The 14,069-nt window shown below is 56.9% G+C and carries 16 protein-coding genes; 13 read left to right on the forward strand and 3 right to left on the reverse strand.

Annotated elements, in window-relative coordinates; all coding sequences use genetic code 11:
• Positions 1 to 30: 30 nt before the first annotated feature.
• A complete protein-coding gene (locus OKB77_RS10130; protein ID WP_005340390.1) occupies positions 31 to 819 on the reverse strand; it encodes a cytochrome C assembly family protein in 789 nt (262 codons plus the stop codon).
• A gap of 202 nt (positions 820 to 1,021) precedes the next feature.
• On the opposite strand from OKB77_RS10130, the gene ffh reads away from it, so the two are divergent.
• The 5 genes from ffh to rplS all read left to right on the forward strand — a co-directional run bounded on the left by ffh (position 1,022) and on the right by rplS (position 4,534).
• Positions 1,022 to 2,398 carry a signal recognition particle protein gene (ffh, locus tag OKB77_RS10135; RefSeq protein ID WP_064338811.1) on the forward strand — a complete coding sequence of 459 codons (1,377 nt, stop codon included), beginning with the start codon at positions 1,022 to 1,024 and terminating at the stop codon, positions 2,396 to 2,398.
• 177 nt (positions 2,399 to 2,575) lie between these two features.
• Positions 2,576 to 2,824 (forward strand): 30S ribosomal protein S16, encoded by a 249-nt coding sequence (gene rpsP / locus OKB77_RS10140; protein WP_005340392.1) that lies wholly within the window; start codon positions 2,576 to 2,578, stop codon positions 2,822 to 2,824.
• Between the two features lie 24 nt (positions 2,825 to 2,848).
• Positions 2,849 to 3,370: a ribosome maturation factor RimM gene (rimM, locus tag OKB77_RS10145; protein ID WP_005340394.1), complete on the forward strand. Its 522-nt coding sequence runs from the start codon at positions 2,849 to 2,851 to the stop codon at positions 3,368 to 3,370.
• Positions 3,371 to 3,404: 34 nt separating this feature from the next.
• Entirely contained in the window at positions 3,405 to 4,154 is a 750-nt protein-coding gene (gene trmD, locus OKB77_RS10150; protein WP_005340400.1) for a tRNA (guanosine(37)-N1)-methyltransferase TrmD, read from the forward strand.
• Positions 4,155 to 4,186: 32 nt separating this feature from the next.
• On the forward strand, positions 4,187 to 4,534 hold the full coding sequence (rplS, locus tag OKB77_RS10155) for a 50S ribosomal protein L19 (RefSeq protein ID WP_005313505.1): 348 nt from the start codon (positions 4,187 to 4,189) through the stop codon (positions 4,532 to 4,534).
• 108 nt (positions 4,535 to 4,642) lie between these two features.
• Here the strand turns inward: rplS and OKB77_RS10160 are convergent, their stop codons facing one another.
• On the reverse strand, positions 4,643 to 4,966 hold the full coding sequence (locus OKB77_RS10160) for an isoamylase early set domain-containing protein (RefSeq protein ID WP_005348910.1): 324 nt from the start codon (positions 4,964 to 4,966) through the stop codon (positions 4,643 to 4,645).
• An 80-nt stretch (positions 4,967 to 5,046) separates the two neighbouring features.
• Positions 5,047 to 5,721, reverse strand: a complete 675-nt coding sequence (gene mutH, locus OKB77_RS10165; RefSeq protein WP_042084339.1) for a DNA mismatch repair endonuclease MutH — start codon at positions 5,719 to 5,721, stop codon at positions 5,047 to 5,049.
• 733 nt (positions 5,722 to 6,454) lie between these two features.
• On the opposite strand from mutH, the gene rppH reads away from it, so the two are divergent.
• The 8 genes from rppH to OKB77_RS10205 all read left to right on the forward strand — a co-directional run bounded on the left by rppH (position 6,455) and on the right by OKB77_RS10205 (position 14,050).
• A complete protein-coding gene (gene rppH / locus OKB77_RS10170) occupies positions 6,455 to 6,982 on the forward strand; it encodes an RNA pyrophosphohydrolase (RefSeq protein WP_005357996.1) in 528 nt (175 codons plus the stop codon).
• Between the two features lie 14 nt (positions 6,983 to 6,996).
• Positions 6,997 to 9,267, forward strand: a complete 2,271-nt coding sequence (gene ptsP, locus OKB77_RS10175; protein WP_150390235.1) for a phosphoenolpyruvate--protein phosphotransferase — start codon at positions 6,997 to 6,999, stop codon at positions 9,265 to 9,267.
• A gap of 76 nt (positions 9,268 to 9,343) precedes the next feature.
• Entirely contained in the window at positions 9,344 to 10,168 is an 825-nt protein-coding gene (gene lgt, locus OKB77_RS10180) for a prolipoprotein diacylglyceryl transferase (RefSeq protein WP_041201849.1), read from the forward strand.
• Positions 10,168 to 10,962: a thymidylate synthase gene (thyA, locus tag OKB77_RS10185; RefSeq protein WP_005340427.1), complete on the forward strand. Its 795-nt coding sequence runs from the start codon at positions 10,168 to 10,170 to the stop codon at positions 10,960 to 10,962. The genes lgt and thyA overlap by 1 nt, the downstream gene beginning before the upstream one ends.
• Positions 10,963 to 11,185: 223 nt before the next feature.
• Positions 11,186 to 12,376, forward strand: coding sequence for a Na+/H+ antiporter NhaA (gene nhaA, locus OKB77_RS10190; RefSeq protein WP_150390236.1), 1,191 nt, complete (start codon positions 11,186 to 11,188; stop codon positions 12,374 to 12,376).
• Positions 12,373 to 12,780: a hypothetical protein gene (locus OKB77_RS10195; protein WP_005348920.1), complete on the forward strand. Its 408-nt coding sequence runs from the start codon at positions 12,373 to 12,375 to the stop codon at positions 12,778 to 12,780. Before nhaA ends, OKB77_RS10195 begins: the two co-directional genes overlap by 4 nt.
• The gene (nhaR, locus tag OKB77_RS10200) at positions 12,767 to 13,699 is read left to right on the forward strand and encodes a transcriptional activator NhaR (protein ID WP_150390237.1); all 933 of its coding nucleotides are present in this window, start codon (positions 12,767 to 12,769) and stop codon (positions 13,697 to 13,699) included. The genes OKB77_RS10195 and nhaR overlap by 14 nt, the downstream gene beginning before the upstream one ends.
• A gap of 48 nt (positions 13,700 to 13,747) precedes the next feature.
• On the forward strand, positions 13,748 to 14,050 hold the full coding sequence (locus OKB77_RS10205) for an ArsR/SmtB family transcription factor (protein ID WP_013724128.1): 303 nt from the start codon (positions 13,748 to 13,750) through the stop codon (positions 14,048 to 14,050).
• Positions 14,051 to 14,069: the final 19 nt, after the last annotated feature.

The raw sequence follows: 14,069 nt of genomic DNA on the forward strand, positions 1-14,069 counted from the left end.
TTGGATGGTATGGCTAAAAGAGTATAGGTGTCAGCTCAACAGCACTTCTTTGACGAAGCGACTGCCAAAGTAGGCAAGAGTCAGGATGAAGCTGCCGATCAGACTGAGCGTGATGACTTTGCGGCCGCGCCAGCCATAGGTGTGATGACCCCACAGCAGCAACACGTAGACACACCATGCCAGGATGGAGAGCACTGCCTTGTGAGACTTGCCCTGGGCGAACATATCTTCGAGGAAGAAGAGGCCGGAGGCGATGGAAAGTGTCAGCAGCAGCACCCCTGCAGAGATCAACTGAAACAGCCGTTTTTCCACTGTCATCAGTGGCGGCATGGCTGGCAGGTTGCTGATTTTTCGAGATTTAAGCTGCTTGTCCAGACAGGCGAGCTGCAGCGCAAACAGACAGGCGATCATCAATACCGAGTAGGCCATCAGGGCGAGGCCGATGTGCAGCAACAGCTGGGGATGGGCCTCCAGATGGGTTATGTAGCGACCCGGGATCAAGGCGCTGGCAGCCAGCAACAGGGCCGAGAAGCTGTAGACCACCGGCAGCAGGATCCAGCCGTTGAAGCGGCGGGTCACGCAGGTCATGAAGCAACTTATGATGAGGCTGACCAGCGAGGCAACGTTGAGCATGCTCAGGTTCTGGCCGTAACTCTGCAATACCTCTGAACCGAGGGCGCTGGCGTGGGCGATCAGGGCCAATCCGATACAGGCAAACAGGGAGCGCTGTCCCACCGGCTTGGCGCTCAGTAACAGATGCAGGGAGGCGATGATGGCCAGCAGATAAAACGCCAGGGCCAGAACAGAGATTACGATCATAACCAGGTCGTTGTTGCACAAGCTTTTGAGGGTAAGAGGGGCAGTATACCTTGCACGAGAAGTGCTCGCCAGTTGTGCAACGGCCGATCTGCCCATATATAGGGAGAAGGTCCCTGCTGCTGCGGTGCGGTGAATAATCGTCCTCGCGCCCGCTCTGGGTTATAATGCCCCCAATTTATTACGCCAAGAACCGGAATCCGTCATGTTTGAGAATTTGACTGAACGACTCTCGCGCACCTTGCGCAATGTCAGTGGCCGTGGTCGCCTGACCGAAGACAATATCAAGGAAACCCTGCGCGAAGTCCGCATGGCGCTGCTCGAGGCGGATGTCGCCCTGCCGGTAGTGCGTGATTTCGTGGCGCGTGTCAAAGAGCGCGCAGTCGGGCAGGAAGTAGCCAAATCCCTGAGCCCGGGCCAGGCATTCATCAAGATTGTGCATGGTGAACTGGTCACCGTGATGGGGGAGGCCAACGAACAGCTCAACCTGGCTGCCCAGCCGCCTGCGATCATCCTGATGGCCGGTCTGCAGGGGGCCGGTAAGACCACCACAGTTGGCAAACTGGCCAAGCTGCTCAAAGAGCGCAGCAAGAAGAAGGTGCTGGTGGTCAGTGCTGACGTTTATCGCCCAGCAGCGATCAAGCAGCTGGAGACCCTGGCGAGCGACATCGGCGTCGACTTTTTCCCGAGCGATGCCAGCCAGAAGCCGGTCGACATCGCCACCGCAGCCATCGATCAGGCGCGCAAGAAATTCTATGACGTGGTGATCGTCGATACCGCCGGTCGTCTGCACGTCGACAGCGAGATGATGGCCGAGATTCAGGATCTGCATGCCACCATCAAGCCGGTCGAGACCCTGTTCGTGGTGGATGCCATGACAGGTCAGGATGCCGCCAACACCGCCAAGGCGTTCAATGAAGCGCTGCCGCTCACCGGCGTGATCCTCACCAAGGCGGACGGCGATGCCCGTGGTGGTGCTGCGCTGTCGGTGCGCCACATCACCGGCAAGCCGGTCAAGTTTATCGGTATGGGCGAAAAAACCGATGCGCTGGAGCCGTTCCACCCGGATCGTCTTGCCTCCCGCATCCTCGGTATGGGCGATGTGCTCTCTCTTATCGAAGAGGTGGAGCGCAACGTCGACAAGGAGAAAGCCGCCAAGCTGGCCAGCAAGGTCAAGAGTGGCAAGGGCTTCGATCTGGAAGATTTCCGCGAGCAGTTGGCCCAGATGCGCAATATGGGCGGCATGATGGGGATGCTCGACAAGCTGCCCGGCATGTCCGGTCTGCCGGATAACGTCAAAGATCAGATGGATGACAAGCTCACCGTGCGGATGGAGGCGATCATCAGCTCCATGACACCCAAGGAGCGTGCCCATCCCGATCTCATCAAGGGTTCCCGCAAACGCCGTATCGCCGCAGGTTCCGGCATGCAGGTGCAGGATGTGAACAAGCTGCTCAAGCAGTTCACCGAGATGCAGCGCATGATGAAGAAGATGTCCGGCAAGGGAGGCATGCGCAAGATGATGAGCCAGATGAAGAACATGCTGCCCCCCGGTTTCGGCGGCGGTCGCGGCCCGTTCTGATCCGGCCTGCGTGTTGATGGGGGTCTGCTGCGGCAGGCCCCTTTTCATTGCCGCTCTGCGCAAAAAATGGCTGGCTTGGTTGCAATTATTACGAATCCAAGTAGAATTACGCGGCTTATTTTAAGCTAGGGTCCGCGTGTTTGCGGGCCTTGTTCATTAGATGTTAATGAGGACGATATGGTAACCATTCGTTTACAACGTGGTGGCGCGAAAAAGCGTCCGTTCTACCAGGTAGTAGTTTCTGACAGCCGTTGCGCCCGTGACGGTCGCTTCATCGAGCGCGTTGGTTTCTTCAACCCGGTTGCTGCTGGTCAAGCTGAAAAGCTGAACCTGGACCTGGCTCGTATCGAGCATTGGGTTGCTACTGGTGCCGCTGTTTCTGACCGCGTTGCCAAGCTGATCAAAGACGCTAAAAAAGCTGCTTAATCAGCCCAACGGTAAGGAGTTAAGGTGGAAAAACCTGTAGTTCTGGGCACCCTGGGTACCGTTTATGGCATCAAGGGCTGGCTTAAAGTGAACTCCTTCACCGATGTTGCCGAAGCGATTTTCGATTACAACCCCTGGCTGATTAATCAGAACGGGGCGTGGCGTGAAATTCGGGTTTCATCCTGGAAACGTCACAACAAGGGTCTGATCTGCAAACTCGATGGTATCGATGTGCGCGAAGATGCCCTGGCATTGACCAATGTCGAGATTGGCGTACCCGCCGATCTGTTGCCTGCGTTGCCTGAAGGTGAGTTCTACTGGCGTGACCTGATTGGTTGCTCCGTGGTGACCACCAAGGGATACGACCTGGGCAAGGTGACCGAATTGATGGAAACCGGCTCCAACGATGTGTTGGTGGTTGAGGCCAATGTAAAAGATGCCTTTGGTGCAAAGGAGCGGTTGATTCCGTTCCTGGAAGAGCAGGTGATCAAGAATATTGATCTGACTGCTCGAACAATCGAAGTTGATTGGGATCCTGGTTTCTAGTTTCCCGCGCTAACACGGGTGCCGGAGGTTTCTTATGTGGATTGGGGTGATTAGCCTCTTCCCTGAAATGTTCCGAGCCATTACCGAGCACGGGGTAACGGGTCGGGCCGTCAAGAGTGGCCTGCTGCAGATTGAGTGCTGGAACCCCCGGGAGTTTACCCACGATAAACACCGTACGGTCGATGATCGTCCTTATGGTGGTGGGCCCGGCATGTTAATGATGGTTCAGCCGCTGCGTGACGCGATTCATGCAGCCAAGCAAGCAGCGGGAGACGGGGCGAAAGTCATCTATCTCTCTCCTCAGGGACGCAAGCTGACTCAAGCGGGCGTAACCGAGTTGGCGACGAATCAAAAACTGATTCTGGTAGCCGGTCGATACGAAGGTATCGATGAACGCGTGATACAAACCGAAGTCGACGAAGAGTGGTCTATCGGGGATTACGTGTTAAGTGGTGGCGAGTTGCCTGCCATGACCCTGATCGATGCGGTTTCGCGTCTGGTCCCCGGGGTTTTGGGCGATCAGGCCAGTGCCGAGCAAGACTCCTTTACGGATGGCTTGCTGGATCATCCCCACTATACTCGGCCGGAGGTGTTGGATGGATTGGCGGTGCCCGAGGCGCTGACAAGCGGCAATCACGAAGTGATTCGACGCTGGCGTCTTAAGCAGTCGCTCGGACGAACCTGGCAAAGAAGGCCGGAACTTATTAACAACCTAGCTCTGACTGACGAGCAAGAATCACTTCTTGCCGAGTATGTCCGCGAAGTGCGTGACAGCGTTAAGTAGAGTTTTCAGTTTATCCTAGGTAAGGAAAGACAATGAGCAAGATTATTCAGCAGCTTGAACAAGAGCAACTGCGTACCGACATCCCGGCTTTTGCCCAGGGCGACACTGTACGTGTTCAAGTTCGTGTTAAAGAAGGTGGTAAAGAGCGTCTGCAGGCTTTCGAAGGCATCGTTATTGCCAAGCGTAACCGCGGTCTGCACTCTGCTTTCACCGTTCGCAAGATCTCCAACGGCGAAGGTGTTGAGCGTGTATTCCAGACTCACTCTCCGCTGATCCACAGTGTAGAACTGAAGCGTCGTGGTGATGTTCGCCGCGCCAAACTGTACTACCTGCGCAACCTGTCCGGCAAAGCTGCTCGTATCAAAGAGAAGCTCAACTAATTCGATTCGAATTGGTGTCGGTATGTCGGCAAATAGCTCGACAGGTAGTGAAAAGGCTCGCCAATGGCGAGCCTTTTTTGTATCCGTCTATTGGCTATCTGGGAGCCGTTACTGGATGACCCGAACTACCGAGTTGTCTCGCCCGAAGGGGCCTGGCACATAGTCATCCGCTGCCCAGTCATTCTCGTAGAGGGTTTCCCCTGCCGGGGTGATGAGCTGGTAGCAATATTCGAAGTAACCCGGGCCGTCGGTCGGCAGATTGAGGGTGGCTTTGAACTCGCCGCTCTTCATGCGCTTCAGCTCGACCGGTTGCCACTGGGTGAACTCGCCGATCAGCATCACCTGTTCCGCCCCTGCTGCTGCCTCTTTCTCTACGGCAAAGGTCACCTTGACCTCGGGCTTGGACTTTAAAAACTGTTTGATCAGTGGCATGACGCCTCCTTGTCTGTGAGTTAAAAATGGCTCCTGTCTATTTTTATACCACCATATGACAAAGATGTTGATAAGGCAGATCAAGTCGGCAAGGCAAAATAGCGTTGCAGCAAACTGTGGGTAAAGTCGATCTTGAGATAGAAGCCGCGGGGCAGGGTCATGATGGGTTGACCATCGCGGCCGATGGCGCGAGTCAGCGCCTTGTTGTTGGCCGCCTTGGGCCGCAGTTGCATCACCTGGCCGTGGCGTGCGCTGATCTGCTCTACTTCTCCCAGCACTATCATGTCCATTAGCTCCTCCCAGTCCTGACGCAGTAGCCGATCTTCCTCTTCATTCGGGCTCCACATCAGCGGCATGCCGACTCGCCGCTCGCCAACCGGGATCTCGCGACTGCCTTCCACCGGGATCCAGAGCACCCGGGAGAGCTTGTTGCGTACGTTGGACTCCTCCCAGCGCTGGCCGCTGACGCCGATCAGCGGGGCGACGCAGACGAAGGTGGTCTCCAGCGGTTTGCCTTGAGGATCCACGGGGATCGTCTTGAGTTCGATCCCCAGCTCCGGGAAGTCCTGCTCCGGCTTGCTCCCTGCGCTGGCTCCCAGTTGCAGCTCGATCAACTGACCGACCCACCCCTTGTCACGGCGCAGGTCTTTGGGCACCGCAACACCAGCCTCGGCGGCCAGCTGCGCCAGCGTGAAGCCGGCCATGGCATAGGCGCGGCTCAATAACTCCTGCTCGGATTGGGGATTGCTTGGCATAGTTGGCTCCATCTTGCTCGCCATATTCTAACAGGGGAGGATCCCGAGAAGGATCGCTGTTTTTATAACCGATCCTGAGTGGATAAGATCAAATGCAGAGAATTTGGGGGCTATCAGTTCATCATTATGATTTTAAAGGATTTTGTCTGTTTTATCGAGCAGTAAGCCAGGTCTGCTTTGACCTCGAAATAGTTGTCCAAGGGTTTGTGCATGATGTTACACACAGTTATCCACAGAAATCTTGGATAAGTGGATGAAAGTGATTGGAGTCGCTGATATGTTACAAAAAATTGTGAATGCCACCCCATTTTTACAGGGTAAACGGGGTAGATATTGTGCCACTCCTGTGGATAATTTCGCCGCGGTGGATCTTTGAGCAGTTGAACTTGTTCACAATCCGGATCATGGATCTGACTCTTGGGGGAACATGGATCTAGATCCAGTTGTCTTATCTCAAGTTTATAAAAAATAATGATTTTTTATATTTCATGTCGCGTGGTGATACGGAGGGGCACTTTTCGCGTACAGTTAAAAAGTACTGTATATACCCGTTTGCTAACAGCTTTATGCACAGCCTGGGTGGGCAACTTGGGGGCGCGGATCCTTGGATTTGTTTATAAGTATGTTTGAAATCGAAAGTTATTCATGAAACAGGGGATTCACTCCTTGTTTGCTGCCACGGAGTGAATGTGGAACAATCTCCTTATAGATTCAGCCTTTATAAGGTGATCACGTGATTGATGGCGACGGATTTCGTCCCAATGTCGGTATCGTGATCTGTAACCGTGAAGGACAAGTGTTGTGGGCTAAACGCTATGGGCAGCACTCCTGGCAGTTTCCGCAGGGGGGGGTTGATGATGGTGAAACGCCAGAGCAGGCCATGTATCGAGAGCTGTATGAGGAGATTGGCCTCAAGCCCGAAGATGTGACCATCATGGCCACCAGTCGTAACTGGCTAAAGTACCGTTTACCCAAACGTCTTGTCCGCTGGGACAGTTCACCGGTCTGTATTGGCCAAAAACAAAAATGGTTCCTGTTACAGCTGAATTCGGGCAAGGAGTCGCGGATCCAGTTCGGTTGTCATGGCCATCCCGAATTTGACGACTGGCGCTGGGTCAGCTTCTGGTATCCGGTGCGTCAGGTCGTCTCGTTCAAGCGGGAGGTTTACCGCCGGGTCATGAAAGAGTTTGCCCCGCTGGCGATGCCAGTGCCGGTAGTGCAGGTCAACAAGAAGGATGGGCGGCGCAACCGCGCCCGTTAAGGAGCACAGATTAGTTGTTAACGGAACTGAGACGTATCGTCGAGAGCATGGCCGAGGCCAATACCCTCGAGCAGGCCTTGCAGGCATTGGTGAGCCAGACCCGGCACGCCATGGCAGTGGACTGCTGCTCCGTCTATGTCTCGGAACCCGAGGTGCGCCGCTATCGCCTGGCGGCTACCGACGGCTTGGCCCCGTCCGCGGTCGGCAAGGTGACCCTGCCCTACGAGCAGGGTATCGTTGGTCTGGTGGGTCAGCGGGAAGAACTGATCAACCTGGCTGATGCCCCCGCGCACCCCAGTTTCAAATTCCTGCCCGATGTTGCCGAAGAGGCGTTCCGCTCCTTCCTCGGCGCTCCCATCATGCATCAGCGTCAGGTAGTCGGCATTCTGGTGGTGCAGCAGAAGGAGAGCCGCCGCTTCGATGAGGGGGAAGAGTCCTTCATGGTCACCCTGGCGGCCCAGCTGGCGGCGCGGATCGCCCAGGCGCAAGCCAAGGGGTGGTTGCAGAAGACCGACTGGAGCAAGCCGCTGCGTGGTATTGCCGGTGCCAGCGGCATCGCCATGGCCAAGGCTTGGGTGTGGCGGCCCCGGAAGGCGCTCTCGTCCATTACCCCGCGCAAGGATGAAGACCATGCCAGCCAGCTGGCACGGCTGGAGCTGGCGGTTGAGGAGGTGCGGCACGACTTGGAGAGTCTGGCGCTGCGTTTTCGCGAGAGCTACAGCCAGGATTCGGTGGCGATTTTCGATATCTACCTCCATCTGCTGAACGATCCCGGCTACATCAAGCCGATTCGCAACAAGGTGAGCAAGGAGCACTGGACTGCGGTCTCTGCGGTCAAGCTCATCAGTGATCGCTTGATCGAGCAGTTCAAGGGGATGAAGGATCCCTACTTGCAGGAGCGCTCCACCGACGTGAAGGATATTGCCCAGCGGCTGATCAGCCGACTGGTGCAGAATGAACCGGAACATATCTCCATCGGCGAGCCGGTGGTGCTGGTCGCCGACGAGGTGACAGCCACCATTCTGGCGGAAGTGCCCCGCGAGTATCTGACCGGGGTGGTCTCGCTCAAGGGGGGAACTAACTCCCATGCGGCCATTCTGGCCCGCGCCATGGGGGTCGCCGCCATCATGGGGGTCGATCTGCCCCTCGGCGACATCGGCGGTCGCATGCTGGTTGTCGATGGTTACAGCGGCGATCTCTTCATCGAACCCAATCAGGTGATTCTGACTGAGTATCGTCAGCTGCTGAGCGAAGAGCGGGCGCTCGATACCTTGGTGCGCAGTGTCGACAACCTGCCATCCGAAACCGCCGACGGCACCAAGGTCTCCCTGTTGCTCAACGCCGGTCTCAGCGCCGATACCGAGATCTCCCTCAACCAGCTGGCGGACGGGGTCGGTCTCTATCGCACCGAGATCCCCTTTATGCTGCAGGAGAGCTTCCCCTCAGAGTGGGAGCAGACAGCCCGTTATCGCGGCATTCTGGAGACCTACCGCAACCGGCCGGTCTGCATGCGGACGCTGGATGTGGGCGGCGACAAGCCGTTACCCTATTTCCCCATCGTCGAGGAAAACCCCTTCCTTGGCTGGCGGGGGATCCGGATCACCCTGGATCACCCCGAACTGTTTCTGGTGCAGCTCAAGGCGATGCTGCGGGCCAGCGAAGGGCTGGACAATCTGGCCATCATGCTGCCGATGATCAGCAGCGTCAGCGAAATCAAGGCCTCCCGTCGCCTGCTGGATCAGGCGTGGCGGGAAGTGTCGGAAGAGGCAGCCAGCCGTGATGCGGTGATCCGCTACCCCAGCCTCGGGGTGATGATCGAGGTGCCCTCAGCCCTCTTTATCTTGCCGGAGATGGCGCCGCTCATCGATTTCTGGTCGGTGGGCAGTAACGACCTGACCCAGTACCTGCTGGCGGTAGATCGCAACAATTCCCGGGTTGCCAACATCTATGATGCCTTCCATCCTGCGGTGATCCGCGCCCTGCAACAGCTGGTTGATGCCTCCCATCGCTACCAGAAGCCGGTGTCGGTGTGTGGCGAGCTGGCCGGTGATCCGGTAGGTGTATTGCTGCTGCTGGCCATGGGCTATCGCCGCTTCAGTATGAACACCCACAACATCGCCCGGATCAAGTACGTGCTGCGTCAATCCACCCTGAGCGAGTTGACCGAACTGATGGCCGATGGCCTCAAACATGACAATCCCCACGTGCTGCGCGGCCTGTTTGCTCGCTATCTGGAGGAGCATGGTTTGGGCGGTTTGCTGCGAGCCGGTCATAAATCGAAATAGAGTGATTGATAATCATGCCTTGTCCCTGCTGACGAATGATCGGAAAATGCGGCTTTTATTTTGACTGGGGCCGCATATGCAGCACGATGGATATTGGGTTTTCTCGCAGATTGATCCCGTAGCATTCAGTTTGGGACCACTATCGGTACGCTGGTATGGTCTCATGTACCTGTTCGGTTTCGCATTTGCCATGTGGCTTGCCGGCCGTCGCGCCGATGCACCGAACAGCGGCTGGACCCGCAACGAGGTATCGGATCTGCTGTTCTACGGTTTCCTCGGGGTGATCCTCGGTGGCCGTGTCGGTTACGTGCTGTTCTACAACTTCGATCTCTTCCTCGCGGATCCCACCTATCTGTTCAAGATTTGGACCGGCGGTATGTCGTTCCACGGTGGGCTGATCGGGGTGATCACCGCGATGATCTGGTTTGCCCACAAGACCAAGCGCCACTTCTTCACCGTGGCCGATTTTGTGGCACCGCTCATTCCGTTTGGTCTCGGCGTCGGCCGGATCGGCAACTTCCTCAACGGCGAGCTGTGGGGCCGGGTCACCGATGTGCCCTGGGCCATCATCTTCCCGGAGGCCGGCCCCGAGCCGCGTCATCCCTCCCAGCTTTACCAGTTCGCCCTGGAAGGGGTGGTGCTGTTCATCATCCTCAACCTGTTCTGGCGCAAGAATCCGCCGCGCGGCGCCATCTCCGGCATGTTCCTGCTGTTCTACGGCCTGTTCCGCTTCCTGGTGGAGTTTGTGCGCCAGCCGGACAGCCAGCTCGGTCTCTACTTCCAGGAGATCAGCATGGGCCAGATCCTCTCCACCCCGATGATTATCGCCGGTGCCCTGATGATTTGGGCTGCCTACAAGCGTCCGCAGTTGTTCGGTAATGCCATGAAGGAGGCGAAATAATGCGAGCTTATCTCGACCTGATGCAGAAAATTCTCGATGAGGGCACCGTCAAGTCAGACCGTACCGGCACCGGTACTGTCTCCCTGTTCGGCCATCAGATGCGCTTCAATCTGGCGGAGGGGTTCCCGCTGGTGACCACCAAGAAGTGCCACCTGCGCTCCATCATTCACGAGCTGCTCTGGTTCCTCAATGGCGATACCAATACCGCCTATCTGAAGGAAAACGGCGTCAGCATCTGGGATGAGTGGGCCGACGAGAATGGCGATCTGGGGCCGGTTTACGGTGCTCAGTGGCGCTCCTGGCCTGCCGCTGACGGGTCTGTCATCGACCAGATCCAGAAGGCGGTGGATGACATCAAGCACAACCCGGATTCGCGCCGCATCATAGTCTCCGCCTGGAACGTGGGTGAACTTGACAAGATGGCGCTGGCTCCCTGCCACGCCTTCTTCCAGTTCTATGTGGCGGACGGCAAGCTCTCCTGCCAGCTCTACCAGCGCAGTTGCGATGTGTTCCTCGGCCTGCCGTTCAACATCGCCAGCTACGCCCTGCTGACCCACATGATGGCCCAGCAGTGCAATCTGGAAGTGGGTGACTTCGTCTGGACTGGCGGTGATGTGCACCTCTACTCCAACCACATGGAGCAGACAGCTCTGCAGCTCTCCCGCGAGCCGCGCCCGCTGCCGACCCTGGTGATCAAGCGCAAACCTGACTCCATCTTCGACTACAAGTTCGAGGATTTCGAGATCGAGGGTTATGACCCCCATCCCGGCATCAAGGCGCCCGTCGCCATCTGATAGCAAGGCGCCTCAGGGCGCCTTTTTTATGCAGTTAAATAATTGAAAATTCATTTTATTGATTAATAAGACGGTAGCCAGAGACGAGGAAAAACCTGCTTATAGCAGGTATGTTCTATTTTGCCTTCGGTTTTTTCGTTGTATTGAGCAGCAAGAAACGATTTTCCATTGGTTGTTGCAAGGGATAGACTCAAACCAAAGCAATACGGTGGAAAATTTAACCATGAGTGACGTAATCAAAAAGTTCCTGAAGCTGGAGGCCGCCTCCGGAATTATTCTGATCATGGCTGCCATGCTGGCAATGATTTTAGCCAATACCGCGCTGGCTGGCGGGTATCAGGCGTTTCTCGATACGCCGGTGCAGGTGCGCATCGCGGCCCTCGACATTAACAAGCCGCTGCTGCTCTGGATCAACGATGGCTTTATGGCGATCTTCTTCCTGCTGGTTGGTCTGGAAGTGAAGCGTGAAATGCTGGAAGGGGCGCTCTCGACCCGGGTTCAGGCGACTTTCCCGGCTATTGCGGCGGTGGGCGGCATGCTGGCTCCGGCCTTGATCTACGCCTTTTTCAACTATTCGGATGAAGTGGCGCGCGCTGGCTGGGCGATCCCGGCTGCGACCGATATCGCCTTTGCCCTCGGGGTGATGGCGCTGCTTGGCAAGCGGGTGCCGGTGAGCCTGAAAGTATTCCTGCTGGCGCTGGCCATCATGGATGACCTGGGTGTCATCATCATCATCGCGCTCTTCTATACCCAGCAGCTGTCGCTTGAGGCGCTGGCCATCGGTATTCTGGCAACCCTCACTCTGCTTTGGATGAATCGCCGTGGTGAAGACAGGATCAGCTTCTACATGTTGATTGGTCTGGTGCTCTGGGTTGCGGTGCTCAAGTCTGGCGTCCATGCGACCCTGGCGGGTGTAGTGGTGGGCTTTATGGTTCCGCTTAACGGCAAGCGTTACGCCTCGCCGCTCAAGTATCTGGAGCATCAACTGCACCCCTGGAGTGCCTATCTGATCCTGCCGCTGTTTGCCTTTGCCAACGCCGGGGTATCGCTGGAAGGGATTGGTCTCTCCTCCCTGCTGAGTCCGGTGCCTATGGGGATCATGCTGGGGCTGTTTATCGGCAAGCCGCTCGGGGTGTTCACCATCAGCTGGCTGTCGGTCAAGCTGGGCATCGCCCAGTTGCCGCCCGGGGTCAACTTCAAGCAGATTTTTGCGGTCAGCATCCTCTGTGGCATCGGATTCACCATGTCGATGTTTATCGCGTCTCTCGCCTTCGAGCACGGTGGGCTGGATTACGGCAGCTACTCTCGCCTCGGGATCCTGGTGGGTTCCACCATGGCGGCGGTAGTCGGCTATCTGGCCTTGCGCATGGCCCTTCCCAAGGGTGAAGGGGAACAGAGTACGGAGGGACTATGAAGCTGCATACAGGGTTGTTGATGCTGTTGTTGAGCCCCGCGGCATGGGCCGGCGGGCTGGAGGATTGCAAGCAGGACGCCACTTCGGCGAACTGCTCTGCCTATCTCAACGGGGTGGTAGACAGCGCCCTGCTGCTGGGGGACAAGCAGGCCAAGGCGCGCTTTGGCGAGACCTTCTCCGAGCGGGCGCTGAGCAGCCGGGCTGGCGAGATGGTAAAGCGTTCCAACAAGCGTTATTGCGCTGACCGGATGCCTGACAAGGCACGCCTCAAGGCCAGTCTGATGGAGCAGTTTGGCGCGAACAAGGTTGACTCGGTTAGCGACATGTATGACATTCTGGCGGTTGAACTCAGCTGCTACCGGAGTCCGCGTCAAGCGGGAACCCCATCGGATGTCACACCTTAACTACAACCATCTCTACTATTTCTGGATGACTCAGAAGAAGGGCTCCGTTACCCAGGCAGCGGAAGCCCTTTTTTTGACCCCGCAAACCGTCACCGGTCAGATCAAGCTGCTGGAGCAGCGCCTCGGTGGCAAGCTGCTCAAACGCAAGGGGCGCTCCCTTGAGGCAACCGAGCTGGGCCAGCTGGTATTTCGTTATGCCGACAAGATGTTCAGCCTCTCCTACGAGATGCTTGATATCGTCAACTACCGCAAGGAGAGCCAGATCCTGTTCGACGTCGGCATCGCCGATGCACTCTCCAAGCGCCTGGCCAGCCGCGTGCTGCTCTCTGTCATCCCCAATGATGGATCCATCCATCTGCGCTGTTTCGAATCAACCCACGAACTACTGCTGGAGCAGCTGAGCGAGCACAAGCTCGATATGATCCTCTCCGACTGTCCGGTGGACTCCAGCCAGCATGCGGGCCTGCTCTCCAAACGGCTGGGAGGCTGTGGCGTCAGCTTCTTCTGCAAGGCGCCGCTGCCCGAGAAGCCCTTTCCCGCCTGTCTGGAGGAGCGCAAGCTGTTGATCCCCGGTCGCCGTACTGCCATGGGGCGTCAGCTGACCCAGTGGTTCGAGCAGCAAGGTGTCTCCCCCAGCATTCTTGGCGAGTTTGATGATGCCGCCTTGCTGAAGGCGTTTGGCTTCTTCAATCAGGGCATCTTCATGGCCCCGACTATCTATCGGGAGGAGATCCTTGAGGGGGAGGGGGTGATGCTGATCGGTGAAACCCAGGATCTGATGGAGGAGTATTACGTCATCTTCGCCGAACGGATGATCCAGCATCCGGCGGTGAAGCGGGTCTGCGAGAGCGATTTTACCTTTCTCTTTTCCGGCCAGGAGAACTTCTCCGCCATCCAGCCGGCCACCCTGTCGTTTTAAAACGGCCCGTCACCACGTATCATTGGCGAGTGGTAGAGGAGAGATGTGATGCAACTTGAAGAGATGGAGGCCAATGCGAGTAAAGCGGTGGCCTTGCTCAAGGCGCTGGCCAACGAGCGGCGGCTGTTTATTCTGTGCCAGTTGCTGGAGCGCGAACTGTCGGTGGGGGAGCTCAACGAGCGATTGGGATTGAGTCAGTCGGCCTTGTCACAGCATCTTGCGCTGCTGCGGCGGGATGAGCTGGTGACAACGCGCAAAGAGGCCCAGACGGTCTACTATTCGCTGCGCAGCCATGAGGTGCGTGAAATGATCAGTTTGCTGCATCGACTTTATTGCAGCGCAGATAAATAAAAAACCGGCACTAAGGCCG

The organism is Aeromonas sp. Y318-3, from assembly GCF_027706185.1.
GTDB lineage: Bacteria > Pseudomonadota > Gammaproteobacteria > Enterobacterales > Aeromonadaceae > Aeromonas > Aeromonas veronii.